This is a genomic window from Bradyrhizobium sp. JHI2711, assembly GCF_056156565.1.
The window spans coordinates 823286-841696 of sequence record NZ_JBPZPT010000001.1 but is presented as its reverse complement, the minus strand read 5'-3'; the positions used below and the strand labels follow the sequence as shown (position 1 = coordinate 841696).

The following is an 18411-nucleotide window of genomic DNA, read 5'->3' as shown; positions in this document are numbered from 1 at the left end:
CTGAGGGCCCGCCGGAGGCGGGCGTCTCGAAGGATGGCCGCGGGTGCGATGTCGCCTGGAGCCGTCCTTCGAGACGCGCGCCAAAGCGCGCAGCTCAAGACGAGGACTGTTTCGCCGGAGCCGCCCATGATCTCCCGTCGCGCGCTTGAACTTGCGACCGCCGTGCTCACCGGCAGCTTCGGCGTGGCCGTCGTCGTCTCCAGCCTCGACAACGGCATCGGCTGGTCGAGCGCAGGCGTGGACGCCGGCACATTCCCGTTCCTGACCGGGACCATCGTCGTGCTCGGCAGCCTCTACAATCTGGTGCGAGGCGTGGTGCCGGCCGCGACGCTCGCAAACGTTCCCATCGCGATCACGTCGATCGAGCTGCGCCGGCTCGCCGGCCTGTTCGTGCCGGCTGCGATCTTCGTCGCCGCGATCCCGCTCGCCGGGATGTACGTCGCCTCCGCTCTCTATGTCTTCGCGGTGCTGGCGATCCCCCGGCATCAATCGGTGCCGCGCGCGCTCGCCATGGCAGGAGCCACGGCGCTCGCGCTCTACCTCGTGTTCGAGCGCATGTTCCAGGTCAGCCTGCCGCGCGGCGCGCTCGCTTCCGCGCTCGGGTTCTGAGGGAGCGGCGGGATGGACAATCTCCAGGAGCTCCTGCACGGCTTCACCATCGCGGTCACGGTGCCGCATCTGGTCCTGATGGTGGTCGGCGTGCTGCTCGGCATTCTCGTCGGCGTCTTGCCGGGGCTGGGCGCGCCTAACGGCGTGTCGCTGCTCCTGCCGCTCACCTTCGGCATGCAGCCGGTCTCGGCCATCATCCTGCTCTCCAGCATGTATTGGGGCGCGCTATTCGGGGGATCGGTGACCTCCATCCTGTTCAATATCCCGGGGGAGCCGTCGTCGGTGGCGACCACCTTCGACGGCTATCCGATGGCGCGCGACGGCAGGCCGACCACCGCGCTCGCGACCGCCTTCGGTTCGGCGGCGTTCGGCGCGCTGGTCGGCGTCATCCTGATCACCTTCCTCGCCTCCTGGGTGGCGCAGGCTGCGCTCGCGTTCGGGCCGGCCGAGTATTTTGCCGTCTATTTTCTCGCCTTTGCCAGCTTCGTCGGCATGGGCGGTGCGGCGCCGATCAAGACCGTCGTGGCGCTGGCGCTCGGCTTTGCCATCGCCGCCATCGGCATCGACACGGTCTCCGGCAGCGTGCGCCTCACCATGGGCGTGGACGAACTCGTCAAGGGCGTCAGCTTCGTCGTGGCGGTGATGGGCCTGTTCGGCATTGGCGAACTGCTTGTCGCCGTCGAGGAGGAATTTCACGCGCGCGCCGTCTCGTCCAAGATCGATTGGCGCGAGGTGTTTCGCGCCGTCGGCCGCCTGCCGCGGCACGGCGTCGCCCTGCTGCGCAGCGCCGCGATCGGATGCTGGATGGGCATCACGCCGGGCGGCCCGACCGCGGCCTCCTTCATGAGTTACGGTATCGCGCGGCGCTTTTCACGGCGCGGCCGACATTTCGGCACGGGCGAGGTCGAAGGCATCGTCTCGCCGGAGACGGCCGATCATGCCGCCGGGACCAGCGCGCTGCTGCCGATGCTCTCGCTCGGCATTCCGGGCTCGGCAACCGCGGCCGTGATGATGGGCGGGTTGATGATCTGGGGCCTCAATCCCGGGCCCATGCTGTTCGTGGACCAAAAGGATTTTGTCTGGGGCCTGATCGCCTCGATGTATGTCGGCAACATTGTCGCCGTCGCCCTGGTGCTGCTGACGGTCCCGGTGTTCGCCGCCCTGATGCGGATTCCCTTCGTGGTGATCGCGCCGCTGATCGTGATCATCTGCGTCGTCGGCGCCTATTCGGTGTCGAACTCCTATCTCGACGTCGTCATGATGCTCGGCTTCGGGGTCGTCGGCTATCTCTTCAAGAAGCTGTTCTATCCGCTGGCGCCGCTCGTGCTCGCGATCGTCATCGGCGACAAGGCCGAGGACGCCTTCCGGCAGTCGATGCTGATCTCCAAGGGATCTCTCGGCATTTTCTTTGCGAACAAGCTGGTGACGTGCCTGATCGTGGGCGGCATCGCGCTGCTGCTGCTTCCGCTTCTGTTGCAGCTGCCGCGGCTCTGGCGCAAACCTGCGTCGCCCGCCACCGATGCGCCAGTCCAGGAAAGGGCAATCATATGACCGCAAAGCCGCTGATTGTGCTGGCCATGGGAGATCCAGCCGGCATCAGCCCGGAGCTGACGGCCAAGCTCGTGGCGCAGGACGACATCCGCGCGCGCTGCCGGCTCGTCGTCATCGGCGACCGCCGCATTTTCGACGAGGGCGCGCGCATTGCCGGCGTCAAGCCGGAGCTGAAGATGCTAGAGCAGGGCGCCGATATTCGCGCAGCGCAGGAAGATGCGCTGTTCGTCGATCTCCGCCACCTCGACCCCAGAGAGGTCGAGCCGAAGAAAGCGACCCTTGCCAGCGGAAAATTTGCGCTGGCCAATTACAGGCATGCGCTCGAGCTCGGCCGCGACGGCCATGTCGACGCGGTCTGCTTCACCCCCTTTAACAAGCAGGCGATGCGCCTTGCCCGTGCCGAGTACGACGACGAGATCGCGTTCTCCGCCGAGGTCGTCGGTCTCAACACGCCGGCAAGCGAATTCAACGTGCTGGACCGGCTCTGGAACGCACGGGTCACCTCGCACATCCCGCTCAGGGACGTCGCTGCGAAGCTATCCGGCGAACGCATCCATCGCGCGCTCAGACTAACCGATTCCTGCATGCGCAACGCCGGCTTTGCGCGGCCACGCATCGCGGTCGCAGGCCTCAACCCCCATGCCGGCGACGGCGGCAATTTCGGCCGCGAGGAGATCGACGTGATTGCGCCGGTGGTCGCAGCAAGCCAGAGCGAGGGCATTGCCGCGGAGGGACCGTTTCCGGCCGACACCGTGTTCCTGCGCGCCAAGGCCGGCGCCTTCGATGCCGTGCTGACGATGTATCACGACCAGGGCCAGATCGCGATGAAGCTGATGGGTTTCGATCGCGGCGTGACCTTGCTCGGCGGCTTCCCGTTCCCGATCTGCACGCCCGCGCACGGCACCGCCTACGACATCGCGGGTCAAGGTATCGCATCGATTGGCGCCAGCCGCGCGGCGTTGCTGCTCGCCGCGGAGATGGCGGCGCGTCGTCTCGGCTGAACTTGCACGCGCGAAGGGAGCGACCGCTGATTGCGCTCGCCTTGCGCGCAGACTTAGACTTTAGGGAAAAACTGGAAACTTCCGCCGTCGCGAGGAGTTGGCGCCCCATGAACATCTTCCACGTCGGAGCTGGAACATGGTCGACGACAGCCCGCTACGAACAGCGGTGGACACCGCTTGGTGCGTGTACCTTGCCCGGCATCGCAGCGTCGATGCAGCGGATGGCCGTCGTTGCCTGCTCGAGCGTCATCTGCAAGGGAGGCGGGAAGCGCGCGAGAGTAACGGTGATGCCCAGGAACTCGCAGCATTCGGGCTTGCCTATCTCGAGCGGCTTTCCGATGACGAATGTTGAGGGTCATCGAGGGCGGTATCTGTCGGCTGGCTAGCGCGAGCGCAAGGCCGGATTGGACCTTGCTCGCGATTTCGAACCTTCTGTCTGCGGCCATCGTGCTGATCGTGCGTTCAGCGATATAGCGAGCTCCAATGCGTATCGCCCAGCTGGCTCCGCTTGCCGAAAGCGTCCCTCCGAAGCTCTACGGCGGCACCGAGCGGGTGGTAGCCTGGCTTGTGGATGAGCTTGTCGAGCTCGGTCACGACGTCACGCTGTTTGCCAGCGGTGACTCCCGAACGAGAGGCAAACTCCACCCGGTATGGCCACGCGCGCTGCGTCTCGGCCGGAAGGGCGCCGATCCGAACGCAGCCTGCGCGATGCTGCTGGAAGCGATCGCGAGACGAGCCAACGACTTCGACGTGATCCACGCCCATCTCGACTGGCTTCCGCTGCCGTTGCTCAGTCGCGTTGGCGTACCGTTCCTGACGACCATGCACGGCCGCCTTGACTTGCCTGGCTTGCCTGACGTGGTTCGGCAGTTCCCAGAAGCATGCTTCGTGTCGATCTCGGATCACCAGCGCCTGCCGCTTCCGGATGCGAAATGGATTGGGACGATCCAGCACGGGCTGCCGTCGGAGCTGTTGGACCCATCCTATGAGGAGGGATCCTATCTGGCGTTTCTTGGCCGTCTCACGGAGGACAAGGGTCCGGAGGACGCCATCCGCATCGCGCACGCAGCCCGGATGCCTCTTCGCATCGCCGCGAAGATTCCACGCGCCGAGACTGCCTACTTCAGGAAACACCTTGCGCCCCGGATCGACGGCGAGATGATCCAGCTTATCGGCGAAGTCGACGACGTGAGGAAGCAATCATTCCTTGGCGGAGCAGCCGCTCTGCTATTTCCGATCGCTTGGCCGGAGCCTTTCGGGCTGGTCATGATCGAGGCGATGGCGTGCGGAACGCCCGTGATCGCCTATCGCTCCGGCTCTGTCCCTGAGGTCATCGAGCACGGCCTAACCGGCTTCATCGTCGAGAACGAGGAGCAGGCGGTCAAGGCGGTCGGCGAATTGGGCAAGCTGGATCGAAGGAGAGTGCGCGCCCGCTTCGAGGAACGCTTCACCGCATACCGAATGGCGCGCCAGTACGAAGATCAGTACCGCAAGCTGGCTGCCGCGGCAGCTCGGAAGGTCAACACGCAAATGTCGGAAAGGTGAAGGGAGGCGGCGATGTCGCTGTGCTAGATCGCCACGCCCAATGAGGTGTCGCCGAGCCGGATTCCTTCTGTTTTGCCCGACGTGTCAAAGAATCTTCGCGCGTGCAAAAACAGCGAGGTAAGACAACCCCTTGGCTACTGTGCATGGGGTTGTTTTCGCGAGTTTTGATCGAGGCGGGCCCGCTCGCCTCACGCGCCGCAGACGATCACGCCGTACCAGCCGAGCCCGCGATAGGTCTCGTAGCCTGGGGTGGCATGGAACGCGACCAGTGTGCCCGTGCGTTCCTGATAGAAGCCGGAGCGCTGGCCGTTCAGCGACAGCGAGATGCGTTCGCTGAGGATGCCCTGGCCGTCGGAGGCCGCGATCACGCGAAAATTGGAATCGACGAGCAGCACGCGCGCCTTGTCGCTGTCGCCGACGCGCACGCCCTGCACGATGGCGCGGGCCTGCGGCTCCCAGTCGAAATGGATGGCGAGCACCCCGATCGGTGCGCCATGAGCCTGGCCGCCGGCGCGGACGCTGGCGCAATAGGTCGCGACCTGCGCATTGCCGAGCAGCGGCTGGTTCTCGACGTCGCCGGCGACATAATCGTCGCCGGAGCGAAGGCCTTTCGCATCGCGAAACCATCTGGTGTGGGCGACGTTCTGGCCGACGACGCGGAAGCGGTCGGCGCGGCCGTTGGCGATGACGTTGCCGTCGAGGTCGCAGAGCCAGAGATCGAGATAGACGGTGTAGGCCCCGAGGATCACGCCGAGGCGCTGCGAGGCATGGGAGACGGCCGCAGCACTGGGCGAGGCCGCGCAATCGACCACGGCGGAATCGGTCGCCCACCAGCGCACATCGCAGGTGCGTTCGTAGAGATTGCGGTCGATCAGCTCGATCGCGTTGAGCGACAGGTCGACCATGCGCTCGCCGCGGGAGCGCTGGCTCATGCGGTCGATCGAGGCGACGAGATCGCCGGTGCGTTTGGTCAATTGGGTCTCGAGCTCGCGGGCGATGGTCTCGACCTGCTGGCCGACGCCGCGCACCTCCTGCGCCACCACCGCAAAGCCCGCGCCTTGCGCGCCGGCGCGCGAGCTCTCGATCAGCGCGTTGAGCGCCAGCATCTTCATCTGGTTGGTGATCTGCTGGATCGACTTGGTCTTGTCGACCGCGATCTGGTTGACCTCGGCGGTGAGACGGTTGATCAGCGCGGAGATGTCGGAATCATCGTCCGCGGGCTCGGTGGCGATCGGCTTGGCTTTCAGACCCAGCGCAGCAGACATCGGGGACTTCCCTTGGCAATGAGGTCTGATCTGCAATGAACCCGGAACAACGACTTACAGATCGAATACGATTCTTTTTCGAGGATTCCGCCTAACGCCTGCTTAATTTGCTGTTTGACGGGATGCCTAAATGATAGTCAGTGCGCCCGTCGGGGCGGCCATCCACCGCTTTGTGCGGCCGGACCGTTGCAAATCCGTCCCGGATGCCGACCAATCCCCTGAAGCCAGTGACTCTGCGTTCGCGTGACCGCCTGGCCCTTCGAGTTCCCCAACATCTGCCTCTGTCATGACGCCGCCAGCCACCGCCTTGCCTATCGAAGCGCCCCAGGCCTTCCTGGGCGTGGCGCGCTCGCTCACCGACAAGCTGTGGCGCGACCGGCTTGATGCCCGCGGGGCAGCCCAGGCGCTCGCCATCGTGCAGCGGCACCAATTGCCGGAACTGCTGGCGCGGGTACTGGCGGGCCGCGGTGTCGACATCGACGCGGTGTCCGACTTTCTCGATCCGACCATCCGAAAGCTGCTGCCGGACCCGTTCACGGTGACGGAGATGGAGGCCGCTGCCAAACGCATTGCGGATGCCGCGACCAAGGGCGAGAAGGTTGCGATCTTCGGCGACTACGACGTCGACGGCGCGACCTCGGCGGCGCTGCTGGCCTGGCATCTGCGCCATTGCGGGCTCGATCCGCTGATCCATATTCCCGACCGGATTTTCGAGGGCTATGGCCCCAACACGGAAGCGGTGCGCGCGCTCGCGGCCAAGGGCGCCACGCTGCTGATCACAGTCGATTGCGGCACCACCAGCATAGAGCCGCTCGCCGAGGCCAAGCGCCTCGGCATGTCCGTGGTCGTGATCGACCATCACCAGGCTGGCACGGAGCTGCCGGTGGTGGATGCGCTGGTCAATCCGAACCGGCTCGACGATCTCTCCGGCCTCGGTCATCTCGCCGCCGTCGGCCTCGTGCTGGTGACGCTGGTGGCGGTCAATCGCGAGCTGCGCCAGCGCGGCTTCTGGACCAGCGAGATGCCCGAGCCCGATCTCCTGGGCATGCTGCATCACGTCGCGCTCGGCACCGTCGCCGACGTCGCGCCGCTGATCGGTCTCAACCGCGCCTTCGTCGCCAAGGGGCTGATCGCGATGCGGCGGCGCGACCATGTCGGCCACACCGCGCTGATGGACGTGGCGCGGCTCAATGGCCCGCCGGAGGCCTGGCATCTCGGCTTCATGCTGGGCCCGCGTGTCAATGCCGGTGGCCGTATCGGCCGCGCCGATCTCGGCGTGCGGCTGCTGCTCGAAGGCGACAGCGTCGAGGCAGCGCGGATCGCGGCCGAGCTCGACCGTCTCAACAGCGAACGTCGCGTCATCGAGCAGGCGGCGGAAGCCCAGGCCGAAGCCGAGGCGCTGGCCTCGATCGGGCTGGAGGACAAGCTCGCCGTCATCGTCACGGCCTCGGAAGGCTGGCATCCCGGCGTGGTCGGCCTCGTTGCCTCCCGCCTGAAGGAGAAGTTCTCGCGGCCGGCCTTTGCCATTGCGCTGGAGCCGGGGGGGATCGGCACCGGCTCGGGCCGCTCGATCGCCGGCGTCGATCTCGGCAAGGCGGTGCGGCAGGCGGTCGCCGACGGCATCCTGCTCAAGGGCGGCGGCCACGCGATGGCCGCGGGCGTGACGCTGCGCAAGGAGAAGCTCGCCGAATTCCGCGCCTATCTCGAGACCGCGCTGGCGCGCGACGTCGCCGAGGCGCGCCACGTCAACGAGCTCTATATCGACGGCGCAGTCACCGCCCGTGCGGTGACGCCGGAGCTTGCGGCGACGCTCAATCGCGCCGGTCCCTTCGGCAGCGGCAATCCGGAGCCGGTGCTGGCGCTGCCGGCGCACCAGCTCGTGTTTGCCGACGAGGTCGGCCAGTCGCATCTGCGCCTGCGCTTCAAGGCGGGCGACGGCGCCATCGTCAACGGCATCGCGTTCCGTTCAGTCGGCCAAAAGCTCGGCAATGCGCTGCTCGCCAATCGCGGCCAGCAGATGCATGTCGCGGGCTCGTTGTCGGTCGATCGCTACCAGGGCGCCGAGCGCGTGCAATTCCGTGTCGTCGACGTCGCGCTACCGGATCAGGGGCCATCCGTGATTAGATGATGCATGATCCGGAAAAGTGCGAAGCGGTTTTCCGACAACGATCAAGAGACAACGGTTCCAAACAACAAAAAAGGGAGTGAGGGATGGCAGGGCAGGTTGAGGGCAAGGTCGCATTGGTGACGGGCGGCGCCTCCGGCATTGGCGAGGCTACCGTCGAGCTGTTCGCACGCGAAGGCGCTACGGTCATCGCGACCGACATCGATGAGCTGAGGGGCCCCGAGCTGGTCAGGCGCATCACCAGGGAGGGCGGCAAGGCGATCTTTCTGGAGCAGGATGTCACCAGCGAAGAGTGCTGGATCGAGATCGTCGCCGAGATCGCAAAGCGCTTCGGCCGGCTCGACGTGCTCGTCTCCAATGCGGGTATCGGCATTTCGGTGCCGTCGATCGTCGACATGACGCTCGCGGACTGGCGCAAGCAGAATGCGATCAATCTCGATGGCGTGTTTCTTTCGGTGAAGCATTGCCTGCCCCTGATGCGCAAAACCGGCGGCGGCTCGATCGTCATGATGTCCTCGCTCGCCGGCCTGCGCGGCTCGCCCGGATTGTCGGCCTATTCGGCGACCAAGGGCGGCGTGCGGCTGTTCGCCAAATCCATTGCGATGGAGTGCGCGGCGGCGGGCGACGGCATCCGGGTCAACTCGGTTCACCCCGGCATCATCGACACCCCGATCTGGGGCAAGATCCCGACGGGGGCGGCCGGCGCCGGCCAGAACGCCCCGATCGATCCGGAGGAGCGCGCCAAGGTGGTGACGCCGCTTGGTCGTGCGGGCCAGGCGGCGGAGATCGCCTCGGGCGTGCTATACTTGGCTTCCGATGCCTCGCGCTACGTCACCGGCAGCGAGCTCGTCATCGACGGCGGCATGAATGCCGGCGGCGTGCCGCGGCGCGCTTGAGCTGCGCAGGGCAGGGTGGCGGCCGCAGGGGCTGACGCGCAGGCGCAGTCCCTGTACAACACTGGGCAGCTCCCGACCGAAAGAGGTGTCCTTCGCCATGGCGCACAGCCTTCACGCTTCTTCACCCGCGCCCGCGCCATTCCGTTCCAACCGGCCGGATCTCGCCACCGACGCGATCCGCACCGCGCGCGAGGATCTCGCCGCCTGCTTCCGCATGGCCGCGCGCAACGGCTTTGAGGAGGGCATCTGCAACCACTTCTCGGCCGTGGTGCCCGGTCATGACGATCTGTTCCTCGTCAATCCCTATGGCTACGCCTTTCGCGAGTTGACCGCGTCGAAGCTGTTGATCTGCGACTTCCACGGCAACGTGCTCGACGGCGAGGGCGTGCCCGAGGCGACCGCGTTCTACATCCATGCCGAGATGCACAGGCTGCTGCCGCGCGCCAAGGTCGCCTTCCACACCCACATGCCCTACGCGACAGCGCTGTCGATGATCGAGGGCGAGCCCCTGATCTGGGCTGGCCAGACCGCGCTGAAATTCTACGGCCGCACCGCGGTCGACCGCGACTACAACGGCCTCGCGCTCGACAGCCGCGAAGGTGCCCGCATCGCGTCCGCCGTCGGCGATGCCGACATCGTCTTCATGAAGCATCACGGCGTGATGGTGCTGGCGCCGACCATCGCGGAAGCCTGGGACGATCTCTACTATCTCGAGCGCGCCGCCGAGGTGCAGGTGCTGGCGATGTCGACGGGGCGGAAGGTGCTGCCGGTCGATCCCGCCGTTGCGGCGGAGACCTACAGGCAGATGCGCGAGGGCGATACCGAATCCGCCCGGCTGCATCTCGCCGCGATCCGGCGGCAGCTCGATGCGGAGGAGCCGCAATATCGGCACTGACCACGATGTCATGCCGCGGCGCGCGAGCTGCGCTGCGTATCAGCGGGCCGCGTCGAACTCTGACTTCAGCCAGTGTCGTACAGCCTCGACCGGCTCGGTGAGCGGCCGGTTGCGGCTGCGGACCAAGTGCAGCGAAGAGCCTTCCAGCTCCGGCCCGAATGGTGCGACCAGCGTTCCCTGCGAAAGTTCGTCGGCGACGAGCACAAGACTGTGCAAAGCGACACCGGCGCCGGCGACGGTTGCCTGGATGGCATGGGTTTCATCGCTGAAACGCACGCCGGCGCGCGCATCAACGTCGTCAATGCCGGCCGTCTTGAACCAGCGCCGCCAGGTCGGATTTCGGGCATCACGACGGTGCCAGTCGAAATGTAGCAGCGTTGCTGAGCGCAGGTCGCTCGGTCTTCGGATGCCCAAGCGCGGACTGACCACCGGTGCGAAACGATCGACCGTGAGAGGCTCGGCAATCAGATCGGGATAAGGACCGGAACCGTAGCGAAGTGCGAGGTCCGCGGTCGAATTGAGATCGGCCACCTCCAAGCTCGCAAGCAATGTGAGATCAATGTCGGCTCTGCTCTTTCGGAGCCCAGCAAGACGCGGCACCAGCCATTTGGCTGTGAAAGCCGGCGTCGCCGAAAGTGTGACCACCGCCCGGCGTCGCTTCCGGCTCAATCCCTCCAGAACACGCGCAAACGCATCAAAGCCGTCGCGCAGGACCGGAAGCAGGACCTGACCTTCCGCGGTGAGCAGAACCTGCCGCGTCCGGCGCTCGAACAGGCTGACCCCGACCGTCTGCTCCAGCTGTCGCACCTGATGGCTGATCGCGGTCGGCGTGACGTGAAGCTCATCGGCGGCGCGCTTGAAGCTGAGGTGACGTGCCGCCGCTTCAAATGCACGCAATCCCGCCAGCGGAGGAAGCCTTCTCATCGCGAACTCAAGGATGAATGCAGTTCATCCATAGGCTGAGCAACTTTCGTTTGTCAACGACGGGACCTGAACCGATCTATTGGGCAAATAGATGAGAGGAGTGCTGCAATGCAACTGCTACAAATCGATTCAAGCGCGCGGTTCGAGCCTTCAGATGCAAATCCGCGCGGTTCGCACACCAGGCGTCTGACTCAGCGTTTCGTCCAACGATGGCTACAGTCGCGGCCGGGGGATCGCGTCGTCAGCCGCGACCTCGGTCGCTTCGCACCGAGTCCGGTGACGGACGACTGGGTCAAGGCGGCCTTCGCGAAGCCCGATCGGCGCGAGCCATGGATGAGAGAGGCTTTGGCGGAAAGCGATGCGCTGGTCGACGAGTTGCTCACAGCTGATCTGATCGTCGCGGGCGTGCCAATGTACAACTTCGGTGTGCCAGCGCAGTTCAAGGCATACATAGATAACCTTGTTCGGGTCGGACGCACATTCGGCTTCGACCGATCATGTCCGGACAATCCATATTCGGCGCTGCTTGCGGGCATGGACAAGCGTCTTGTCCTGCTCGGCTCGCGCGGAGACTACGGGTACGATCCGGGCGGGCGCATGGCCGCCGTCAATCATGTCGAAGGAGCCGTCCGGGACGTGTTTGCCTTCATCGGGATCACGGCCTTCCACAGCATCGCAGTCGAGTACGACGAATTCGCCGACGAACGGTTGCAGGCGTCGATTGCCGCGGCCGAGCGTACCGTGGATGACCTCGTCGACGAGCTGCTGAAGCTGACAGAACAGCGAAACGCGGCTTAAGGGTCGGCTGCAGCTGCGGCGAGGCGCCAGCGCCGGCGCTTCCGGCCGTGCTAGTTGGTTTGCCGCAGCTTGGCCAGCACCTTCAGCCCGCCGTAGCCATCGGCTGGCGCGATCCCGACTTTCTGCTGAAACTCCTTGACTGCCTTCATGGTGTCGTTGCCGACCCGGCCGTCGGTGCCGCCCGTGTCGAAGCCGGCCTTGGTCAGGCGCGTCTGCATCTCCTGCACTTCGGCGAGCGTCAACGCACGCTCGGAGCCCGGGAAGGGCTGGATGAAGGGCGGAGCTCCCAGGCAGCGATCCCCGAGATGGCAGATCGCCAGCGCGTAGTTCATGGAAGGGTTGTAGCTCTTCACCGAGTAGAAATTCGGCCCGAGCAGGAAGGTCGGCCCGCCCGCAACCGGCGTCCACATCTGCGCGGATGCGTTGGGCTGCGGAAATGGTTGGCCGTCGGCACGCGTCACGCCGGCCGCTTGCCAGGCCGCATAGGTCCGACTGCCGCTCATGTTGGCGGGCGCGCGCACCTCGTAGCCCCAGTGCTCGCCGCGATGCCACTTGCCACGATTGACGAGATACTTTGCCGTCGAGCCCAGCGCGTCGTCGGGCTTCCCGAATGGCGAGACCTTGCCGTTGCCGTCATAGTCGATGCCCACATTGAGCCAGACCTCCGGCATCCATTGCGAATGGCCCATCGCGCCGGCCCATGATCCGCGCATGTCCTCAGGCGTGGACCAGCCCTTGTCGACGATGCGCAGTGCATTGATCAGCTCGGTCTCCCAATAGGCCTTGCGGCGCGGCTCGTTCCAGGCGAGCGCGGCGAGCGAGGGAAACACCGGCCTCATGTGGTTCTGCTGCACCAGCGGATCGCCATAGGCGGACTCGACGCCCCAAAGCGCCAGCAGCGTGCCGCGCTCGACCCCGAAATCGCGCTCGATGCGGGCGAACAGCGCCTCGTTGTTCTTCAGCGCGATCTTGCCGTTGATGATGCGCCAGTCCGAGACGCGGCGGTTGATGTACTGCCAGACCTGCTCGCGGAATTCGGGCTGGTTGCGCATCTGCGCGAACACGCTCATGTCCGGTTCGACCCGTCCCATCGCGCGCTGCCATGTTGCGGCGGAAATACCTTTTGCCATCGCGCGCGCACGAAAGCTCTCGCGCCATTCGTCGAAGCCGGGAGGCGCGGCGAGAGCGCGGGTGGGAAGCGCGAGCAAAGCGGCTGCACCGAGCGTCGACTGGAGCAGGGCGCGGCGTGTGTGACGGGGCGAGGAATCAGTGTGCTTCATGGGCACATTGTAGCCGGAAACATGGCACGCGTGAGTCGGTTCCGAAACGGCCGCGTGCGTCAACTCGGCCCGACCCCGTCGGTCGTTCCCACCGGAACAAGTGCCGCACTCCCGCATTCCCTCCACGCCAGGACGAGGAGAAGAGCCGGCCGTGGCGGGCCGTCCTTCCTGTTCATCGAAGCATCGGGGTGGAATGAAGATACGCACACATGCCGAAAGCCATATCGTCGAACTCGACGACGGATCGCAATGGAAGATCTTTCCCGGCGACCTCGCGACGACGCTGAGCTGGAAGCCCGAAACCGATCTGCGTCTGGAGCCGAGCGGTGAGCGGGTGAATTCGCACGTGCTGGTCAATCCCGCCGACCAGACCCGCGTGCGGGTGATCGCGGCCGACGAGAGCTGGCCGGACGGCGCAGTCAAGAACGCCTTGAAAGGCGGGTAGCACCAAGGGCCACGATAGCCGCGAATGCCGGCCGCCTAGTCCTCCTTAAGGTCAGCCGCGATTCCGGAAAGCCAACGCCGGATCGTGGTTTCCGCCTTTGAATCCAAATTGCGAGCGAGGCGCTTCTCCAATTCGAGCACACGCTGCCGGCACGCCTTCAGAAGCGTCGCGCCGCGCGGCGTCAGCGTCCATTGCTGGATGCGGCCGTGAACGGGATGAGGCGTCATCGCAATCGCGCCGTCGCGTTCGAGATTGCGGATGATGACGCCGACAGTCTGGGGCGTCAGGAAGGTGAGGCGGGCGACATCGGCTCCCGACAGGCCCGGATAGGCGTTCAGCATCGTCAGCACCGCGAATTGCGGCGAGGTCACGCCGAGATCGGCGAGCGTGCGTTCCATCGTCAGCCGAACGGCGGCGTGGGCTTGGCGCAGCAGGTAACCGAGATAGCCTTGCTCGCCGCGCTTGCCTTCGCCCGGTGCTGGAACGTGCACCGCACCGGCTGCAACGGCCTTGGGTCCCGATTGCGATTTCGTGACATTCGTCTTGCGCGACATATAAGTGCTCTTATAAGATGTCCGTGCTCTTATAATATGCCGAGGTGAATGGCAATGTCACACGCCCGCAGCGAATATGAAGATTTCAAGCGGATCGCGCCCGATGCGTTTGATCTGGTGCTGGCGCTGGGCCAGCTTGCGGCCAAGGCCGGCCTCGACAAGCAGCTGCTCGAGCTGGTCAAGCTGCGCGCCTCGCAGATCAACGGCTGCGCGTTCTGCGTGCAGCATCACGTCCTGCTGTCGGAACGGATCGGCGTTCCCCTCGACAAGCTTCATCTGCTCGCGGTCTGGCGCGAGGCGCCGATCTTTTCGCCGCGCGAGCGGGCTGCGCTCGCCTGGGCCGAGGCGCTGACCTGTCTGCCGGACGGCGTCAGCGAGGAGGTCTACATGGAAGCGTCCGGCGAATTCTCCGAGACTGAACTGACGTACCTGACCTCGGCGGTCGCCTCGATCAACGTCTGGAACCGGTTTGGCGCGGCGTTTCGCTGGACGCCTGCACAGCGGCCGGCGGCCGCCGTTGCAGCTTCGTCCTGACGGAGAGAGGGGAAAATCACGATGACAGCCATGAGCCTTTCGGCCCTGCAGTACCCGTTGCCGTCACGTTCGACAGCGTTCGCCGTCATCGCAGGATTAGTCTGCGCGCTGGCAATCGGCAAAGCTCTGCCGGTGACGATCGACAGCGTGTCCAGCGCCCTCGCGCCGCTCTGCGCGACGGCGGCGGAAGGCTCGCCGCTCGACAAGGTCGAGCCGATCGGCTCCTACGCGCTTCCGAACGTGCCCGGCAAGCGCGTTACCATCGTGCGCGTGTCCTATGGTCCAGGCGGGTTTTCGCGGCCGCATCGTCACTCCGGCTCCGTTACCGCCTACATCACCAAGGGCGAGATCCGCTCGCAGCTCGGCGGCGGCCCGGTCGAGACGTTCGGCGTCGGCCAGTCCTTCTTCGAACCGCCAGGCTCGACGCATCTGGTCTCGGCCAATGCCAGCATGACCGAGCCGGCGGAACTGATCGCGGTGTTCGTGGCGGATGAGGGCGCGCAACTGACGACGTTCCTGGAATAGGCTGCGCGCATCATCCGCAATGGCCGTGCTCAGGCCGATCGCGATCGCCTCAACCGCTTCCAGGCCGGCGCGAGTCCGTATTGGACGACCGGAATGGCGACTGCGCCGACGAGCAGTCCAAGCGCACCCGAGATGGCTGCCTCGACCGACCATTCGACGATGCCGGCAACGGATGGAAGGAGATGTGCGGCAGCCTCGGTTATGGCATGGACCGTGTGGCCGATCGCGGGTGGGCCGTACTTCTCGATGCCGTGCAGGATGATGCCACCGCCGACCCAGATCATGGCGGCGGTGCCGATCGTGCTCAGCACCGCCAGGAAAACGGGCATGCCGCGGACGAGCGCGCGCCCAAGCAATCGGATCGCGCCGCCGGCGAGCGAGGCGCCGTCGAACCGCGCGAGGGCGATGCCGGCATCGTCCGCTTTCACGATCAGGGCCACCACGCCATAGACACCAACGGTGATGAAGAGGCCGACCAGCGCCAGCACCAGCGCCTGCGTCCAGATGCTGCCCGCCGGGAGGGCCGCCAGCGTGATCGCCATGATCTCCGCCGACAGGATGAAATCCGTCTTGATGGCGCCAGCGACCTTCTCGTCCTCGACCGACTGGGCATTCAACGCAATCGGCTCGAGCTGAGCTTCGTGCTGGTGCGCATGATGCGGCATCACGGCTTCGAGTACCTTTTCGGCGCCTTCATAGCAGAGAAAGGCGCCGCCCAGCATCAGCAGCGGCGTGACCGCAGCGGGAAGGAAATAGCCGAGCAGCAGGGCAATCGGCAGCAAGATCAGCAGTTTGTTGCGTAGCGATCCGACCGCGATCTTGCCGACGATCGGCAGCTCGCGTTTCGAAGCGAAACCGATGACGTAGTTCGGCGTGACCGCCGCATCGTCGATGACCACGCCAGCGGCCTTTGTGCCTGCCTTGGCTGCCTGGCTAGCGACATCGTCGAGCGAGGCTGCAGCCACCTTTGCGATCCCCGCGATATCGTCGAGAAGACCGATCAGTCCGACACTCATCAACCCATCCTTCTTCGTTCGAGCGGGGGAGTGCGCGACCAGATGCGTCCTGCCCGCTCCAGCAACGAACCAGCACGCTGTCAGTTCTCCTCGCCGCCCGCTCCCTCGCGCAGGTCAGGCTTGAGCACGTCTTCCGGCAGCGCATGGGCCACCGGCTGCGCCGTGACCGCGATCTCCGGGCCGATCTCGCGGCCGCGCGCGCGGATCAGCCGTTCATAGGCCGAGACCAGCGTCGCGTAGGGGCTGACCCAGATCCAGCCATCGCGGGTGAACACCTGGACGTCGAAATGCAGGTGCATCGAGGTGCCGGCGGGACGGTCGAGGTAGTTCGAGATCACGCCGATCTTCTCGCCTTCGGTGACGATGCGGCCGTTGATGACGCCATCGGCGTTCATCGCATGCGGATTCATGTGCATGTAGCGGAAACGGATGTGCTCGGTGCAGCTATTGACCTGTAGCGTTGCGGCCTGGTCCTTGGCGCCACGGATAACGATCGCGTCACGCACGGCGACGACGCCGCGCCGCTTGGAATCGCAGGGCTCGCGGGCTTCGCCGGGTGGCGGGCAGTCGGCGGCGCGGATGTCCTCGCCCTGGTGGCCGTAACCTCCGCCGCATTGCCACACCTCGAAACTACGCGACTCGCAGAAATTGTCGCGCCAGGGATAAGCGGTCGGGCCTTCGCTCTTGTCGCGCTTGCCGAAGGATTGGGAGCGCACGAAGGCGGGCGCCTTCTCCAAGGGAAAGCGGATCTGGGCATAGGCCATGGCGTCGGGATGACCGCCCTGCTTGCGGTAGCCGGTGTTCGGAATGATGTCGCCGCTCGGCCGGTAGCTGAAATCCGGTGAACGCACCGCGGGCCGGTCGATAATGTTGGAGGCAACGTCCGCCAGGGGCCGCATGCGCTGGCCCCCTGCGACGCGCAGTGCCTTGAGGAAGCGCTCGGCGACTGGATAGGCCTCCTTGCAGGCGAGCCGCCGTGGCCTCGCGACACTGTCGAGGCACTGGATCGAGACCACATAGGCGGCGCCGAAGCGGGTGAAGGCGTAGCGCACATAGCCTTCCCGGATGAACCTGCGTAGATCCGGGTAGGTTGCGGCGAGCGGCTTGACTGGCTCGCCCTTGCCCCCGGCCGGATCGGCGATGTCGTAGAGCAGCGCCGAGCCCGTGATCTGCACCTCGACAGGCCTTGCGTAGACCCGGCTCGGCATGCCGTCGCCGGCACCCGGATCGAGCGAGAAGGTCGCGCTGTAGCCGGCAGGACCGGCATCGAACATGTCGGCGGGATTGAAGTCGCCCTGGTAGCGCGACAGCGCGAGCGTCGCCGGCGCGCCGCTACGCTGCGCATCGAGATACGCGGCGGCGTCGAACGGCAGCAGCACGGGGACGGGACTTCGGGTAATGCCGGTGAAGAAGCGCGAGGAGACCGCGTTGAGCTGCACCAGTGCCGGCATCGCGCGCGGATCGTAGCGCGGCACCGAACGACGCGGTGCGAAGATGAAGTCGCCCGCAATTTGCGGACGGCTGTTGATCTCGCTGCGAAGCTGGTCGAGCGCCGCGCGCCACTCGATGCGCAGGGCCGTCAGCGAGGGGCTGCGGAATTCATCCGCAGCGATCGGTGCAGCAACGAGGAGCGACGGCAACGCCAGGAGAAGCGAGACGAAGCGGAGACTGTTCCTGCCCACTGCTTCGCCCCCCGGCGGTACCTGTTCCGATCCTCGATGGCTCGTTTAGTCCTTAGCACGCTCGGAGTAGGAGCCGTCTTCGGTCATCACCACAATGCGCGTGCCGACCGAGATGTGCGGCGGCACGGTGGTGCGCACGCCGTTGGACAGCACCGCCGGCTTGTAGGAGGAGGAGGCGGTCTGGCCCTTGGTCACCGGCTCGGTCTCCACCACTTCCAGCGTCACGCGCTGCGGCAGTGCGATCGACACCGGATTGGTGTCATGCATCGACAGTTTGACGGTCATGTCCGGCTGGAGATACGCGGCCGCGTCGCCGACGACGTCCTTGGAAACCTGAACCTGGTCGTAGGTCTCGGGGTTCATGAAGTGGTAGCCATCGCCATCTTCGTAAAGGAAGGTGTAGTTGCGCTCTTCGATGGTGGCCTTTTCGACCTGGTCGGTGGTCTTGTAGCGTTCCGAGATCTTTACCCCGTCCGAGATTCGGCGCATTTCGATCTGGCTGACCGGGGTTCCCTTGCCGGGATGGATGTTCTCGGCGCTCACGACGACATAGAGCTTGCCGTCTTGCTCGATCACGTTGCCCTTGCGAATAGAACTGGCGATGACTCTCAAAGCTGTATTTCCTGCTTGCTTGGCCCGGCACCAGCCAGGACGTGGTCGAATTGCTGGGGGACTTGGGGCCTCAATTCGGACCTCGGCACCCGTTTCGGGCCGCAACATACTGATTTTGCCGTTGGATGCCAGCATTTTGCTGCCGGCTGGGGCG

The 18411-nt window shown here is 65.5% G+C and carries 19 protein-coding genes; 12 read left to right on the top strand and 7 right to left on the bottom strand.

What is annotated here, in order from left to right; genetic code table 11:
- Positions 1–126: 126 nt before the first annotated feature.
- The 5 genes from ACTEK7_RS04045 to ACTEK7_RS04025 all read left to right on the top strand — a co-directional run bounded on the left by ACTEK7_RS04045 (position 127) and on the right by ACTEK7_RS04025 (position 4706).
- Positions 127–609: a tripartite tricarboxylate transporter TctB family protein gene (locus ACTEK7_RS04045; protein WP_225146760.1), complete on the top strand. Its 483-nt coding sequence runs from the start codon at positions 127–129 to the stop codon at positions 607–609.
- Positions 610–621: 12 nt separating this feature from the next.
- Positions 622–2160 (top strand): tripartite tricarboxylate transporter permease, encoded by a 1539-nt coding sequence (locus ACTEK7_RS04040; RefSeq protein ID WP_057029102.1) that lies wholly within the window; start codon positions 622–624, stop codon positions 2158–2160.
- Positions 2157–3161, top strand: coding sequence for a 4-hydroxythreonine-4-phosphate dehydrogenase PdxA (locus tag ACTEK7_RS04035; RefSeq protein ID WP_225146761.1), 1005 nt, complete (start codon positions 2157–2159; stop codon positions 3159–3161). Before ACTEK7_RS04040 ends, ACTEK7_RS04035 begins: the two co-directional genes overlap by 4 nt.
- 136 nt (positions 3162–3297) lie before the next feature.
- The gene (locus ACTEK7_RS04030; RefSeq protein ID WP_074447910.1) at positions 3298–3513 is read left to right on the top strand and encodes a hypothetical protein; all 216 of its coding nucleotides are present in this window, start codon (positions 3298–3300) and stop codon (positions 3511–3513) included.
- Positions 3514–3644: 131 nt separating this feature from the next.
- Positions 3645–4706 (top strand): glycosyltransferase family 4 protein, encoded by a 1062-nt coding sequence (locus ACTEK7_RS04025; protein WP_225146762.1) that lies wholly within the window; start codon positions 3645–3647, stop codon positions 4704–4706.
- A gap of 188 nt (positions 4707–4894) precedes the next feature.
- Here the strand turns inward: ACTEK7_RS04025 and ACTEK7_RS04020 are convergent, their stop codons facing one another.
- Entirely contained in the window at positions 4895–5971 is a 1077-nt protein-coding gene (locus ACTEK7_RS04020; protein WP_225113566.1) for a methyl-accepting chemotaxis protein, read from the bottom strand.
- A 286-nt stretch (positions 5972–6257) separates the two neighbouring features.
- On the opposite strand from ACTEK7_RS04020, the gene recJ reads away from it, so the two are divergent.
- From recJ to ACTEK7_RS04005, 3 genes are all read left to right on the top strand, one after another.
- A complete protein-coding gene (gene recJ / locus ACTEK7_RS04015; RefSeq protein ID WP_225146763.1) occupies positions 6258–8099 on the top strand; it encodes a single-stranded-DNA-specific exonuclease RecJ in 1842 nt (613 codons plus the stop codon).
- Between the two features lie 83 nt (positions 8100–8182).
- Entirely contained in the window at positions 8183–8992 is an 810-nt protein-coding gene (locus ACTEK7_RS04010) for an SDR family NAD(P)-dependent oxidoreductase (protein WP_225146764.1), read from the top strand.
- 97 nt (positions 8993–9089) lie between these two features.
- A complete protein-coding gene (locus ACTEK7_RS04005; RefSeq protein ID WP_225146765.1) occupies positions 9090–9887 on the top strand; it encodes an aldolase in 798 nt (265 codons plus the stop codon).
- A gap of 39 nt (positions 9888–9926) precedes the next feature.
- Here the strand turns inward: ACTEK7_RS04005 and ACTEK7_RS04000 are convergent, their stop codons facing one another.
- Positions 9927–10811, bottom strand: coding sequence for a LysR substrate-binding domain-containing protein (locus tag ACTEK7_RS04000; protein WP_225146766.1), 885 nt, complete (start codon positions 10809–10811; stop codon positions 9927–9929).
- 108 nt (positions 10812–10919) lie between these two features.
- Here ACTEK7_RS04000 and ACTEK7_RS03995 point away from each other — a divergent pair, with 108 nt between their 5' ends.
- Positions 10920–11609, top strand: a complete 690-nt coding sequence (locus ACTEK7_RS03995; RefSeq protein WP_225146767.1) for an FMN-dependent NADH-azoreductase — start codon at positions 10920–10922, stop codon at positions 11607–11609.
- Between the two features lie 50 nt (positions 11610–11659).
- Here ACTEK7_RS03995 and ACTEK7_RS03990 read toward each other — a convergent pair whose 3' ends face one another.
- Positions 11660–12889 (bottom strand): lytic murein transglycosylase, encoded by a 1230-nt coding sequence (locus tag ACTEK7_RS03990; RefSeq protein ID WP_035999838.1) that lies wholly within the window; start codon positions 12887–12889, stop codon positions 11660–11662.
- Between the two features lie 193 nt (positions 12890–13082).
- On the opposite strand from ACTEK7_RS03990, the gene ACTEK7_RS03985 reads away from it, so the two are divergent.
- Complete coding sequence (locus tag ACTEK7_RS03985; RefSeq protein ID WP_035999836.1) at positions 13083–13334, top strand: hypothetical protein; 252 nt, start codon at positions 13083–13085, stop codon at positions 13332–13334.
- A 35-nt stretch (positions 13335–13369) separates the two neighbouring features.
- On the opposite strand, the gene ACTEK7_RS03980 is transcribed toward ACTEK7_RS03985, so the two are convergent.
- Positions 13370–13888 carry a MarR family winged helix-turn-helix transcriptional regulator gene (locus ACTEK7_RS03980; RefSeq protein ID WP_035999832.1) on the bottom strand — a complete coding sequence of 173 codons (519 nt, stop codon included), beginning with the start codon at positions 13886–13888 and terminating at the stop codon, positions 13370–13372.
- A 54-nt stretch (positions 13889–13942) separates the two neighbouring features.
- On the opposite strand from ACTEK7_RS03980, the gene ACTEK7_RS03975 reads away from it, so the two are divergent.
- Positions 13943–14422, top strand: a complete 480-nt coding sequence (locus ACTEK7_RS03975) for a carboxymuconolactone decarboxylase family protein (RefSeq protein ID WP_225146768.1) — start codon at positions 13943–13945, stop codon at positions 14420–14422.
- Positions 14423–14443: 21 nt separating this feature from the next.
- The gene (locus ACTEK7_RS03970) at positions 14444–14947 is read left to right on the top strand and encodes a cupin domain-containing protein (protein ID WP_225146769.1); all 504 of its coding nucleotides are present in this window, start codon (positions 14444–14446) and stop codon (positions 14945–14947) included.
- Positions 14948–14976: 29 nt separating this feature from the next.
- On the opposite strand, the gene ACTEK7_RS03965 is transcribed toward ACTEK7_RS03970, so the two are convergent.
- From ACTEK7_RS03965 to efp, 3 genes are all read right to left on the bottom strand, one after another.
- Positions 14977–15963: a DUF808 domain-containing protein gene (locus ACTEK7_RS03965; RefSeq protein ID WP_035999800.1), complete on the bottom strand. Its 987-nt coding sequence runs from the start codon at positions 15961–15963 to the stop codon at positions 14977–14979.
- 80 nt (positions 15964–16043) lie between these two features.
- On the bottom strand, positions 16044–17645 hold the full coding sequence (locus tag ACTEK7_RS03960; protein ID WP_225146770.1) for a M23 family peptidase: 1602 nt from the start codon (positions 17643–17645) through the stop codon (positions 16044–16046).
- A 45-nt stretch (positions 17646–17690) separates the two neighbouring features.
- Complete coding sequence (gene efp / locus ACTEK7_RS03955; RefSeq protein ID WP_028136595.1) at positions 17691–18257, bottom strand: elongation factor P; 567 nt, start codon at positions 18255–18257, stop codon at positions 17691–17693.
- Positions 18258–18411 lie beyond the last annotated feature (154 nt).